The following is a 12,749-nucleotide window of genomic DNA, read 5'->3' as shown; positions in this document are numbered from 1 at the left end:
TTGCATGTGTTAGGCACGCCGCCAGCGTTCATCCTGAGCCAGGATCAAACTCTCATGATAAACTTGGCATTACTTTTAAATAAATGGTGTTTAATTATCCTACTGTTTAATTTTCAAAGTTCAATTTGTTTTGTCCCTTATCTTAGGAACAAATATTACTATATCATGCTTAAAACTATCTGTCAACAAGTTTTTTTACATTTGTTTTTCCTCTTGTCGACTACAAGTAATAATATATCATGATCTTTAAATATAGTCAACACCTTTTTCAATTTTTTTAAATATAAAGAACTTACGGCTGTAAGCCCTTTATATTAATACATCTACATTAATTTTATCCCAGTATCTATATAAATTTTCTTCATTTCTAAACAAAGGCAATTTCATATTTTTATGAACTTTTACCAACCATGGTTGGCCAAGACCAGCTTGTTTTAATATTTCATCCTTTAGGAATATTTCATCTATAATACCTTCATCAATTATACTTCCTCTATTTAAAACATATACATAATCACATATTTCGTATATTAAATCCATATCGTGACTTGAAATAACTACTTTTCTTCCTTTATTGTAAATGTCTTTTAATATGTTTACAATAGATTTGGTGCTAATAGGATCTAATCCTGCTGTTGGTTCATCAAATAGTATTATATTATTTTGCATAGCCAATACAGATGCAATTGCAACTCTTTTTTTTTGGCCATAACTTAAAAAGTGGACTGGTTTATCTTTGAACTCCAATCCATCGACACCTAATAATGCATTATTAACTCTTATTTTTATAGTTTCTTCATCTAACCCTATGTTCCTAAGAGCAAATGCTATATCATCATACACATTCGAGTAAAATATTTGTTTATCAGGGTCTTGAAATACTATCCCAATATTTTTTCTCAATTCATACAAACTCTTTTTATCATATTTTAGCTGTTTATCTTTATATAATACCTCTCCGCATGTAGGTTTTAATATGCCTGCAAAATTCATAAATAATGTAGATTTACCAGAACCATTTGCGCCTATTATCCCTATCATATTTCCTTTAGATAAATCTATATTTATATTTTTAAGAGCTATATTATCTTTATCATATTCGTATGTAACATTACTCATTTTAAGCATACTATTCACCTCTATACATAAAACTCTCCATTGTAGAGTTTAGTTTCTAAAGATATAGACATATCTTTATATCTGCTCATAACTCTTATAAAAAGAGTACTTATTAATATTCCTAAAGATTTGTAAGATGTTCTTAAATTAATGTATCCAAACCTTAAGCTCTGAGATATATAAATTTCTTGAATTTCTTCTAAAAATATAAATATAAATCTGTAAACTAAGACTGTTATTTCTATAGCAGTCTTAGGTATATATAATTTTTTTAATATCAAAATCATTTGATTAAAAGGTATCGTTAAAACTAAAAAGTAAGTACATGTCAAGCAGCACATAGACCTAAGTAATAGATTAATAGATATATTTAAGGATAAACTAGATATTCCTATATAAAACTCATGTAATTTTATATTAATTATAAAATCAATCGGCTCTTTAGATATAGAAATTAACGTTGCCATAGTGCTAAAAATTAAGAAATATATAGGTATAGCAAGTAACTTTATATAATATTTAAAATCTATTTTGGCTAAGAATACTATACAAAAACTCATAAGACCCATAACTACTGCAACAAATACTCTATTATTAAAAATTATAGATGCTATTAATAACGTGGCACCTATTGTAAACTTTAATATAGGATTAGTATTTAATAATCCATTGTTGTATGCATATTTATCTATGGCTATCATTTTTTTTCCCCTTTATATAACCTAAGTAATAACATATAATCCCTGTTCCTAAAGATGCTTGAACAGCAAATAATAGACTTTCTACTTCTCCACTTTGAGGTTCATATATGCTACTAAACCAAGGTTTATAATTAGGATCTATTTCTGTTATAATCTCTTCTGCTTGCCCATCTGCTCCACTATATTCAGCATTTTTATTTATAACTAAAGGAGATACTATAAGTAAAATTGCTATTATAACTAAAATTATATTATTACTCATTAATCTCTGTTTCATATTTATATTCATCTCCAATCATTCCTTCTACCTTATTCTGTAATAGTAAGTTATACACTACAGTTGTCAATATACCTTCTGCTATTGCTATAGGTATTTGAGTTAAACAAAATATAGATAAGAATTTAATTAAAGATACTATTATACCTCCATTAGGATCTGGAAATGCTAAGGCTAATTGTATAGAGGTCATTATATATGTAGCTAAATCTCCTATAGCTGCTGATGTAAATACACATGTAGCAATTTTTAAGTTTCTTTTTTTCATAAATTTAAATATTAAATAAGATATTATAGGACCTACTACAGCCATAGAAAATGCATTTGCCCCTAAAGTTGTTATACCTCCATGTGCTAATAATAACGCTTGAAATAAAAGCACTATTGTTCCTACTACAGACATAACACCTGGTCCAAAAAGTATAGCTCCAAGACCTACTCCAGTTGGATGAGAACTACTTCCTGTTATAGATGGTATCTTTAAAGCTGACAGTACGAATACAAATGCTCCTACTAGTGCTATTAATAGCTTTTTATTTGGATCATTTTTAAATATTGATTTAAGATTTTTTAATCCTTTTATAAAAAAAGGTATAAATATAATTGACCATATTAGTGACCATTTAAATGGTAAAAACCCTTCCATTATGTGCATAGCTGATGAATTTGTAGGATTTAAGAATACCAATAACAATCCTGCTATTAGCCCCAGTTTTAAATCTTTCATACCTTTATCCCCCTAAGACCAAAAGTGTCATATACTACGACACTTTCTGCTCTTTATTTATTAGAATAGTTGAAAAATAAGATACTTTTTTACTAAGATCTATCTCTCTTAAGTTTTTGTATACTTTTTCACTTCCTAATGATGAGTTACTAACTAAAATAGCATGATCCATAAGATTATTTTTTTCTATTTTATCTATTATTTGCTCAAAATTTTTATATACTTTCATAAGAACTATAGAGCTATAATTTTCTAATGCATAATCTATCTTTTCTTCATCTGTAGTGCATGGAATTATTATAAGAGGCTCTTTATCCATAACCAATGGGAAATTTTGATTTGATGCTATATTTGAGAAAGAAGATATTCCAGGTATAGTTTCTACCTCAATATTACTTATTAATCTTTCCATTATATAAACATATGTACTGTATATCATAGGATCTCCTAAAGTTATAAAACCTACGTTTTTGCCATCTTCAACATCTCTTTGTATTTCTTTTGCAATATCGTCCCATGCATCTATTTTTTCTACGCTATTAAAGCTCATTGGAAAATGCTTTTGTTTAATTTCTATTTCACCGTTAAGATACGGTTCTACTATAGATAAAGCTAAACTTTTACCTTCTTTTTGTGCTTCTGGTGTATATAATATGTCTAGCTTTTTCAAAGTATCTACTGCTTTTATTGTAAGCAATGAACTATCTCCTGGTCCTGTTCCTATTCCATAAAACTTTGTCATAAGTATTTCCCCCTAAATTAAATATTTGATATTACTTCTTCTTTTGTTAAATCAGTTATATGAGATACAAATATATCTTGTATTTCTGGATTTTCTCCTAGACCCTTAAGATATACTTCTACATCGAATCCTTCTCTTTCCAATATGCTTTTCCAAGAGTCTTCCTCATCTGAAGCCATATCATTTATTGCATGATCTCCTGCTACTAACATAAACGGCATTAGTATAGCCTTAGATATATTGTTTTTTCTTAACCTAGTTATAACATTTTCTAACTCAGGATATCCTTCAACAGTTCCAACATAAGCGTTTATATTAGTCTCTTCTAACATATAGTTTAAACAAGGATAAGATGAGTGAGCTTCATGGAATGTACCATGACCCATAAGAACTACTGCCTCATTTTCTTTTACAGTAGGCATTTGCAATTTTAAAGCATTTATAGTTTTTTTATAGTCATCTATAGTTGTGAGTAACGGTTTTCCTAATGCTAATTTTTCAAATTTACATTCGAATAATTTAACTTGGTCTTTAAGTTTATCAAATTCTTCTCCATTTATTATGTGAAGAGTTTGAACTATGACTTCTTTATATCCTTTTTCATATAACTTTTGTAAAGCTTCAACTGGATTATCTATATGTATCTTATCTCTATCTGCCAACTTCTTTATTATCATATTAGATGTAAATGCTCTGAATACATCATATTCAGCAAAAGTTTCTCTTATTTTATTTTCACAAGCCTCTATAGTCTTTTTTCTCGTTTCGTGATAACTTGTCCCAAAACTTACTACTAGTATAGCCTTATTCATTATATCTCCCCCTGCTTAAATATCTAGATTTCTAAGCTCTTCTAAATTCATAGATATTAAACTATTCAGTATCTTTCTTTTCTCAACTTTATCTTCATATTTTTCTAAAACTTTATTTCTTGTACTTCCTAATAAATTTACATACTCTTCATAGTCGTCATTATATCGCTCTTCTAAATCATTTTTTATCTTAGCTGAAAGAGAAGGGCTTTTCCCACCCGTCGATATACTTATTATTAAATCTCCTCTTTTAACTACTGAAGGAACTATGTAGCTAGATAAACTAGGGTTATCGACAACATTGCATAATTTATTGTTCTCTTTGCAATATAAACCTATTTGTTGATTTAAATCTTTATTATCTGTAGATGCCACCACAATAAAGCTGTTTTTTATATAGTCTTCTTTATAAAAATCAGTTGTTAAAATTATCTTATTTTCTATATTTTTAAATTCTTCTATTACATCTGGAGCTATAACCTCAACTGTATATCCAAATGATATAAAGTTTTTTACTTTCCTATAGGCTACTTTTCCCCCACCTATTACTGTTATCCTTTTATCCTCTATGTTTACCATCATTGGATAGTACATGTTATCACTCCTATAAAAAAATCCTAACCCATGAGGGTTAGGATTTGTAATTTACACAGTAATATGTCAATTATTCCTGCCTAAAGTTACACCCTTCACCCCGAAGACCTTACTTTAATATAAATTAGGTAGGTCTCCTGGCTTGGTATCAATCTACTTCCTCACCTTCCCATGATATAGAATCATAGTGGTTAAATAAGGGTTCGTCAACCTTACAGTAGCGGGGGCTGCAGAGGACTTTTACCTCTTTCCCATTTAATCTTTTCTAGAACCTAATTTATTAACTATAAAATTTTCATAATTTTATTTTAACATATCTAATGTCATAATTCAACATGCCTAGGAAAACACTATCCCCTATATATTATGGGCAACCTTTAAAGCCTCATAACTTGCTTTTATAGTATATTCTATATCTTCATCAGTATGTGCGTTTGATAAAAACATAGCTTCAAATTGCGTCGGAGCAAGTAATACTCCTCTTTCTAGTAATTCTTTAAAATAAATATTAAATTTATTTACGTCACAATTCTTTACATCATCATAATTATCTATAGGCCCTTTGGCAAAGAATAAGCATACTAGAGATCCTGCTCTATTTACAGTATATTCTAGCCCTAAATTTTTAATATTTTCCTTTAGGCCTTCTTCAAGCTTTATTGCCTTTCTTTCTAACTCTTTATAGATTTCTTCATTATCTCTTAATATAGTTAAATTTTTATATCCCATGTACATAGCTAGTGGGTTTCCAGATAGTGTACCTGCTTGATATACAGGTCCTACTGGTGATACCATACTCATTATTTCTTTTTTACCACCATAAGCTCCTACAGGAAGTCCTGCCCCTATTATTTTACCAAAACACGCCATGTCTGGGTTTATGCCAAAATATTCACTAGAGCTTCCATACGCAAGTCTAAATCCAGTTATAACTTCATCAAATATAAGCACACTACTATACTCATTTGTTATATCTCTAAGATATTGTAAAAACTCCTTTTTACCTGGTACGACTCCCATATTTCCTGCCACTGTTTCTACTATAACAGCTGCTATATCACTACCATGTTCCTTAAATATATCCTCTACAGCTTTTACATCATTGTATCTACATACTAATGTATCCTTAACTACATCATTTGGAACACCCGGACTTGTAGGAACACCATAAGTTATTGTCCCTGAACCTGATTTAACTAATAATGCATCAGAATGTCCATGATAGCACCCTTCAAATTTTAATATTTTATTTCTATTCGTATATGCTCTAGCAACTCTAAGTGCACTCATAGTAGCTTCTGTTCCAGAGTTAACCATTCTAACCTGATCTATAGCTTGATAAGATTCTACTATAAGCTTAGCCATTTTTACTTCTATTTCAGTCGGTACTCCATAACTTGTTCCTTTTCTTACTATGTCTTCTATTCCAGTTACTATATCTTCTGGACTATGACCTAACATAAGGGGCCCCCATGAACATATATAATCTATATATTCATTTCCATCTACATCATATATTCTAGATCCATGGGCTTTATCTATAAATATAGGATCTAATCCCACTGATTTAAAAGCTCTAACAGGGCTATTAACTCCACCAGGTATATACTTTATAGCTTCATCGTATATCTCCTTAGATTTTTCATTATTCATATGTACTACCCCCTAAGCATTTTAGCTAAATCCTTTGCAAAATATGTTATTATTATATCTGCTCCAGCTCTTTTTATAGATAATACACTTTCATATATAGCGCCTTCGTTTAATAAGCCATTTTTAATAGCTAATTTAAGCATAGAATATTCCCCACTAACATTGTATGCTGCTACTGGCATATTAAAGTTATCTTTAACCCTTCTTATAACATCTAAATAAGATAATGCAGGTTTTACCATTACTATATCTGCACCTTCCTGTATATCTAACTCTACTTCCATTAAAGCTTCATTTGTATTAGCTGGATCCATTTGATAAGTTTTTCTATCTCCAAATGATGGAGTTGAATGAGCTGCCTCTCTAAAAGGTCCATAGAAATTAGATGCATATTTTGCACTATATGACATTATAGATACATTTTCAAATCCAGATATATCTAATGCTTCTCTCATAGATTCAATTCTTCCATCCATCATATCTGATGGAGCAACCATATCAGCTCCAGCTTTAGCATGACTTATTGCTATTTTAGATAAATACTCTAAAGTTTGATCATTATCTACATGCCCACATCTTGTAAGTATTCCACAGTGACCATGACTTGTATATTGACACATACATATGTCTGTCACAACATACATTTCTGGACATATTGACTTTATTTCTCTTATGCCTTTTTGAACTATTCCATTATCATTGTAAGCTTCTTTTCCGTATTCATCCTTTTCGTCTGGTACACCGAATAATAATACATGTTGAATTCCCAAATCTTTTAGTTCTTCTATTTCTTCTTTTAATTTATCAACTGAAAAATGGTAAACATCTGGCAGAGATGGTATCTCTTTTTTTATATTTTCTCCCTCTACTACAAATAAAGGGTATATTAAGTCTTCTATACTTAACTTTGTCTCTCTTACTAAATCTCTTATTGCTGAATTTGCTCTTAATCTTCTTGGTCTTCTAAGCATTGTAATTTCCTCCATTAATTTTATCTAGTTTTATGCAATCTAGTATTCCATCTATTGTGTATTCTACAGCTTCTTTGTATACTTCTAGCCCATAAGAATTTATTGTTTTAGATGTTATAGGTCCTATTGATATTAGTTTCATATTAGATAATTTATCTATATTTTCATTACCTAATATATTTATAAAGTTATTTACTGTAGATGAACTTGTAAAAGTTATATAATCTATTTTACTCTCGTTTAATAATTTTAATATGTGATCTTTATCACTAGATTCCATAACTGTATTATATATATGTATCTCTTTTACACTACATATTTCACTTAGCTTTTCTAATAGATAATCTCTTGCATTAGACGCTCTAGGTATTAATATATTGTCATTTTTATTTAATTTATCTTTTAATACTTCATATATAGATTCTGCAACATATTTCGAGGGAATTATATCAGCTATTATTCCTTTATCTCTTAGTGCATTTGCAGTAGCTGGACCTATTGCAACTATCTTAGCATTGTGTAATTTTCTTAAATCAACATTCATCTTATACATATTATCTAAAAATATATCTACTGCATTTTGGCTAGTTAATATTATATAACTATACTTTTCTATGTTATTTATTTCTTGTTCTAATTCTTTATTTGGAGTTATTTCATCTATCTTTATAGTAGGGAATTGTATAGCATTTCCCCCTAAGTCAGATATTTTTTCTACCAAGGTACTACTTTGTGATCTAGCTCTAGTTACAACTATATTTTTACCAAATAACTCTTTATCTTCAAAAAAGTTCAATTTGTCTCTTAATTTAATAACATCTCCTACAACTATTAAACTAGGTGGTTTTATATTTTCTTTTAAAACTATATCGTATATATTTTCCAAAGTACCTGTAACTACTTTTTGGTTATATCTAGTAGCCCAGTTTATTATGGCAACTGGAGTAGTTTTGTCTTTTCCCTCTCTAATTAGGTTTTTACATATTTTATTTAGATTAGCAACTCCCATTAAAAATACTAAAGTACCTTCTATATTAGATAAAGCATTCCAGTTAAGACTATCATTTTCATCATCTTTTAAGTGTCCTGTTATAACATGAAATGAAGATGCATGATCTCTATGGGTTATAGGTATACCCGCATAACAAAGTCCTCCTATTGCAGAAGTTATACCTGGAACAACTTCAAAACTTATTCCATTTTCTAATAAATATTCTCCTTCTTCTCCTCCTCTACCAAATACATATGGATCTCCACCTTTTAATCTAGTAACTACTTTTCCCTCTTTTGCCTTTTGAACTATTAACTCATTTATCTCATCTTGCGATAATGTATGGTCACTTGAAGCTTTACCCACATATACGATTTCACAATTATCTTTAACTTCGTTCAAGTAATTTTCGTTAGCTAGTCTATCATAAACTATAACATCTGATTTTTTTATACATTCCATTCCTTTTAATGTCATCAGTTTATAATCTCCAGGCCCTGCTCCTACTAAGTAAACTTTACCCTTCATAACTATATAGCTCCTTTAACACTGTTTTTGCTAGCTGTATACCTAGCTCTCTTTCACTACCAACTTTTCCTTCTATTGATTTAGTTACAAGTCTATGTCCTTCTTCATCACCTAAAAGTCCAGTTAGTTTTATACTTTCACCTTCCAATGTACAATAAGCGCCGATAGGTATATGGCAGCTACCATTTATCTCATCTAAAAATCCTCTTTCTGCTGTTATTTGTCTATATGTATCCATGTCTTCTATAGATTTTATAACTTTATCTATATTAGGTTCATTTTTTCTTACTTCTATGGCTAATGCACCTTGGGCTGGAGCTGGAATAACTAAATGAATAGGTAAATAATGGCTTATTTTATCTTCTATTCCTAGCCTGTGCATGCCTGCTGCTGCAAGTACAATTCCATCTAAATTTTCTTCTTGTATTTTTCTTATCCTAGTATCTATATTTCCTCTTATTGGAACTATATTTAAATCAGGCCTATATTTTAATAATTGATATTTTCTTCTCTTACTTCCAGTTCCTATAGTCGCACCTATAGGCAAATCATCTATACAGGTATACCCTTCTTTTAATACTAATACATCTCTTACATCTTCTCTCTTTGGAACATAAGAAAATTTAAGCTCTTCAGGAAGATTTGAAGGCATGTCCTTCATACTGTGTATAGCCATGTCTATTTTTTTATTTATTAGTTGTTCTTCTATTTCTTTTACAAATAATCCTTTGTCTCCTATTTTATCTAAAGCTACATTTTGGATTAAATCCCCTTTAGTCTTTATTACTTTTACTTCAAATTCAACATCTAAATTTTGTTTTTTTAACTCATCTATTACCAAGTTAGTTTGACTTAGAGCTAATTTACTTCCTCTAGTTCCAACTATTATTTTCATAGTAATGTCTCCTTTTAATCTCTATAGGTCGAATAAATCTTCTATAACCTTTATATACTCATCTCTTTTCCCTTCATCTTTTATTTCCTTAAGCTTAGTTATAGGTTCTCTGATAAGCCTTTTTAAGGCAGATGATAACATCTTCTCCATTATTTTTTCTTCTTTTTTATTTAAACTAATTTTTCTATATATGTAATCTAAAGTATCTTTTTCAATATCTAAACATCTTTCATTTAATGACTTTATAGTTGGATCTACTTTTATAGTTTTCATCCAATCTATAAATTCAGTTATATTATCATCGATTATATTTGTAGCGGTCATAGCAATTTCTCTTCTTTTTCTATCATTTTCATTAGATATTCTCTTTAGGTCATCTATATCATACACATATATATTTGCTAATTCATTTATACTTTCTTCTACATCTCTAGGAAGAGCTATATCCATTATAAATAATGGTTTATTTATATTAGGCATATTTTCGGTTTTTAAAACAGTATGAGGAGATGCAGTTGCACTTATAACTATATCTACATCACCTAATATATCATATCTATTTTCATATTCTATAGGTATTAGATTTTCATATTCTTTTTTTAATTCCAAGCATTTATAATAATTTCTGTTAGCTAAATATATTTTATTAACCTTTTCTTCTTGTAAATGGTTTAGTGTCAGTTTGCTCATCTTTCCTACACCTATTATAAGTACATTTTTGTTTTCTAATGTTTCTAATTCATTTTTTAAAAACTTAACTCCTATGTAACTTATAGATAATGGGTGTTCCGAAATCTTTGTGCTACTTTTTATATCTTTAGCAGTTGTTATGGCTTCTCTAAATAATTTATTTAATATTTTACCACTAGCTCCTAATTCCATAGAAAATTGATGAGAATCTTTAACTTGTCCTAATATTTGATCTTCTCCTAACACTATGGATTCAAGTCCAGATGAAACGTTATATAAATGTATTAATGCATCTTTTCCCATTTTATCAAATAAGAACTCTTTTATTCCCTTTGCATCAAAAAAATCCTCATAAAAAGCTTTTAAAACATGTATTTTAGATTCTATATTATCACTATGTATATATATCTCGCTTCTATTGCAAGTTGATAAAATTACAACTTCTTTTATTCCATGATCTAGTAGATAGTTTATACCTTCGATTTTCTTCGTATCAGTAAAAGATACTTTTTCTCTTATTTTTATAGGAGCTGTATTATGATTTACACCTATTACTGCCACATCCATAATTTACCTCCTATTAAGCATACAGGCTTCTATATCTTCTATGTTATTTACAATCTTAGGATATTTAATTTTAGGCCTAGTTATAATTATACTACTTATGCCTAACTTTTTGCATGGACTTATCTTCTCTATAAATCCACCCTCATTTCCACTTTCTTTTGTTATTACTAAGTCTATATTGTAATCTTTGTATAAAATTTCATTTATTTCTTCACTGAAAGGACCTTTCATTGCTATTATATTATCTGCATTTAATCCAGCATCTTCGCATTGTTTTATAACATCACTAGTTGGAAGTATCCTTGCAACTATATATTTATCTTTTATATTTTCTATAAAGTAGTTTATGTTTTTGCTACCAGTAGCTAAAAATATTCTCTTCCCAATTTTATTTGCTATTTCGCAAGCTTCTTTTATATTGTCTACCTTTACTATATTTGGATCATCTATATCATCTAATGCAGATTTTCTTTCATATCTTATATATTCTGTTTTGGTTTCATAGCTAGCATTTATAGCAGTTTGAGAAACTTCTGCTGCATATGGATGGGTTGCATCTATTATAAGTTTTATATTGTTATCTTTTATGAAGTTTACCATATCATATTTAGTCATTTTATTTACTAATATATGATTTGTATATTTAGATGCTAAGTCTTTTCCATATTTAGTTGTTACAGATAGTGTATATTCTAAACCACTGTTATTTAATAGTTCACATATACTTAAGCTGTCAGAAGTTCCTCCCAAAACTAATATCATACATTATACCCCCTAGGAGTTATCATTATATCGTCATGTATAAATGTAGATTTATTCCCTATTATAACTATAGTAGTCATATCTACCATTTCATAATTCATATCTTTAAATTTAAATATAGTTTTAGATTCCCCTTCTCTTCCAACATTTTTTACTATTCCAACAGGAATATTTGGATTTTTATATTCTTTCATTAAATCAAAAGCTCTTTCTAAATGACCGCTTCTTCCTTTACTTCTAGGATTATATAAGCATATTACAAAATCTGCTTTAGCTGCACATTTTATTCTTTCTTCTATAACTTCCCAAGGAGTTAAAAGGTCACTTAAACTTATATGACAAAAGTCATGCATTATAGGTGCTCCAAGTATTGCAGCTGCACCTATGCTAGCTGTAACTCCAGGTATTATTTTAACTTTTATATCTTCTTCCTTAGTTGTAAGTTCTAATATAAGTCCTGCCATTCCATATATTCCAGAATCTCCACTACTTATAACAGCTACTGTTTTACCTTTTTTCGCTTCTTCCACGGCTTGCCTACATCTATCTATCTCTTGACGCATTCCATTTTGTATTACTTCTTTATCTTTTATAAATTCAGTTACTAAATTTATGTAAGTTTTGTATCCAACTATAACTTCACTATCTTCAAGAGCTTTTATAGCTTCTAGTGTCATCATATCTTTACTTCCTGGCCCTATTCCTATAACATATATCATT

The 12,749-nt window shown here is 29.1% G+C and carries 14 protein-coding genes, 1 rRNA gene and 1 riboswitch; all 15 genes read right to left on the bottom strand.

The annotated features are described in order from the left end of the window. Positions 1-60 (bottom strand): 16S ribosomal RNA (locus ACUSRV_RS16460); the annotation flags it as partial. A gap of 249 nt (positions 61-309) precedes the next feature. Continuing rightward, on the bottom strand, positions 310-1,128 hold the full coding sequence (locus tag ACUSRV_RS16455) for an energy-coupling factor ABC transporter ATP-binding protein (protein WP_490143061.1): 819 nt from the start codon (positions 1,126-1,128) through the stop codon (positions 310-312). Positions 1,129-1,139: 11 nt separating this feature from the next. Continuing rightward, positions 1,140-1,820, bottom strand: a complete 681-nt coding sequence (gene cbiQ / locus ACUSRV_RS16450) for a cobalt ECF transporter T component CbiQ (RefSeq protein WP_490143060.1) — start codon at positions 1,818-1,820, stop codon at positions 1,140-1,142. Continuing rightward, complete coding sequence (locus ACUSRV_RS16445) at positions 1,804-2,097, bottom strand: energy-coupling factor ABC transporter substrate-binding protein (RefSeq protein WP_490143059.1); 294 nt, start codon at positions 2,095-2,097, stop codon at positions 1,804-1,806. Before ACUSRV_RS16445 ends, cbiQ begins: the two co-directional genes overlap by 17 nt. Then, the gene (locus ACUSRV_RS16440) at positions 2,075-2,824 is read right to left on the bottom strand and encodes an energy-coupling factor ABC transporter permease (protein ID WP_490143058.1); all 750 of its coding nucleotides are present in this window, start codon (positions 2,822-2,824) and stop codon (positions 2,075-2,077) included. Before ACUSRV_RS16440 ends, ACUSRV_RS16445 begins: the two co-directional genes overlap by 23 nt. Positions 2,825-2,858: 34 nt before the next feature. Beyond that, complete coding sequence (locus ACUSRV_RS16435) at positions 2,859-3,566, bottom strand: cobalt-factor II C(20)-methyltransferase (RefSeq protein ID WP_490143057.1); 708 nt, start codon at positions 3,564-3,566, stop codon at positions 2,859-2,861. Between the two features lie 17 nt (positions 3,567-3,583). Continuing rightward, positions 3,584-4,378 carry a sirohydrochlorin cobaltochelatase gene (locus ACUSRV_RS16430; RefSeq protein WP_490143056.1) on the bottom strand — a complete coding sequence of 265 codons (795 nt, stop codon included), beginning with the start codon at positions 4,376-4,378 and terminating at the stop codon, positions 3,584-3,586. Between the two features lie 15 nt (positions 4,379-4,393). After that, entirely contained in the window at positions 4,394-4,972 is a 579-nt protein-coding gene (locus ACUSRV_RS16425; protein WP_490143055.1) for a precorrin-2 dehydrogenase/sirohydrochlorin ferrochelatase family protein, read from the bottom strand. Positions 4,973-5,082: 110 nt separating this feature from the next. Further along, positions 5,083-5,263: riboswitch (cobalamin riboswitch) on the bottom strand. A gap of 66 nt (positions 5,264-5,329) precedes the next feature. Next, positions 5,330-6,625 (bottom strand): glutamate-1-semialdehyde 2,1-aminomutase, encoded by a 1,296-nt coding sequence (gene hemL, locus ACUSRV_RS16420; RefSeq protein ID WP_490143054.1) that lies wholly within the window; start codon positions 6,623-6,625, stop codon positions 5,330-5,332. A gap of 5 nt (positions 6,626-6,630) precedes the next feature. Continuing rightward, positions 6,631-7,596, bottom strand: a complete 966-nt coding sequence (gene hemB / locus ACUSRV_RS16415) for a porphobilinogen synthase (protein WP_490143053.1) — start codon at positions 7,594-7,596, stop codon at positions 6,631-6,633. Beyond that, positions 7,589-9,115, bottom strand: a complete 1,527-nt coding sequence (cobA, locus tag ACUSRV_RS16410; protein WP_490143052.1) for a uroporphyrinogen-III C-methyltransferase — start codon at positions 9,113-9,115, stop codon at positions 7,589-7,591. Before cobA ends, hemB begins: the two co-directional genes overlap by 8 nt. Beyond that, positions 9,105-10,010, bottom strand: a complete 906-nt coding sequence (hemC, locus tag ACUSRV_RS16405) for a hydroxymethylbilane synthase (RefSeq protein ID WP_490143051.1) — start codon at positions 10,008-10,010, stop codon at positions 9,105-9,107. Before hemC ends, cobA begins: the two co-directional genes overlap by 11 nt. Before the next feature lie 21 nt (positions 10,011-10,031). After that, positions 10,032-11,267, bottom strand: a complete 1,236-nt coding sequence (hemA, locus tag ACUSRV_RS16400; RefSeq protein ID WP_490143050.1) for a glutamyl-tRNA reductase — start codon at positions 11,265-11,267, stop codon at positions 10,032-10,034. A gap of 3 nt (positions 11,268-11,270) precedes the next feature. Next, entirely contained in the window at positions 11,271-12,029 is a 759-nt protein-coding gene (locus tag ACUSRV_RS16395) for a cobalt-precorrin-6A reductase (protein WP_490143049.1), read from the bottom strand. Then, positions 12,026-12,748 carry a precorrin-3B C(17)-methyltransferase gene (cobJ, locus tag ACUSRV_RS16390; RefSeq protein WP_490143048.1) on the bottom strand — a complete coding sequence of 241 codons (723 nt, stop codon included), beginning with the start codon at positions 12,746-12,748 and terminating at the stop codon, positions 12,026-12,028. Before cobJ ends, ACUSRV_RS16395 begins: the two co-directional genes overlap by 4 nt. Position 12,749 lies beyond the last annotated feature (1 nt).

Source organism: Sporacetigenium sp. TC11, assembly GCF_058146105.1.
Note: the sequence above shows the minus strand (reverse complement) of the source record. Positions and strands in the feature narration are given on the sequence as shown.

Coding starts and splice junctions, on each gene's coding strand:
- ACUSRV_RS16425 (WP_490143055.1), bottom strand. CDS start 4,972: ATGTACTATCCAATGATGGTAAACATAGAGGATAAAAGGATAACAGTA.
- cobJ (WP_490143048.1), bottom strand. CDS start 12,748: ATGATATATGTTATAGGAATAGGGCCAGGAAGTAAAGATATGATGACA.
- hemB (WP_490143053.1), bottom strand. CDS start 7,596: ATGCTTAGAAGACCAAGAAGATTAAGAGCAAATTCAGCAATAAGAGAT.
- ACUSRV_RS16445 (WP_490143059.1), bottom strand. CDS start 2,097: ATGAAACAGAGATTAATGAGTAATAATATAATTTTAGTTATAATAGCA.
- ACUSRV_RS16440 (WP_490143058.1), bottom strand. CDS start 2,824: ATGAAAGATTTAAAACTGGGGCTAATAGCAGGATTGTTATTGGTATTC.
- cbiQ (WP_490143060.1), bottom strand. CDS start 1,820: ATGATAGCCATAGATAAATATGCATACAACAATGGATTATTAAATACT.
- ACUSRV_RS16395 (WP_490143049.1), bottom strand. CDS start 12,029: ATGATATTAGTTTTGGGAGGAACTTCTGACAGCTTAAGTATATGTGAA.
- hemC (WP_490143051.1), bottom strand. CDS start 10,010: ATGAAAATAATAGTTGGAACTAGAGGAAGTAAATTAGCTCTAAGTCAA.
- ACUSRV_RS16430 (WP_490143056.1), bottom strand. CDS start 4,378: ATGAATAAGGCTATACTAGTAGTAAGTTTTGGGACAAGTTATCACGAA.
- hemL (WP_490143054.1), bottom strand. CDS start 6,625: ATGAATAATGAAAAATCTAAGGAGATATACGATGAAGCTATAAAGTAT.
- cobA (WP_490143052.1), bottom strand. CDS start 9,115: ATGAAGGGTAAAGTTTACTTAGTAGGAGCAGGGCCTGGAGATTATAAA.
- ACUSRV_RS16455 (WP_490143061.1), bottom strand. CDS start 1,128: ATGCTTAAAATGAGTAATGTTACATACGAATATGATAAAGATAATATA.
- ACUSRV_RS16435 (WP_490143057.1), bottom strand. CDS start 3,566: ATGACAAAGTTTTATGGAATAGGAACAGGACCAGGAGATAGTTCATTG.
- hemA (WP_490143050.1), bottom strand. CDS start 11,267: ATGGATGTGGCAGTAATAGGTGTAAATCATAATACAGCTCCTATAAAA.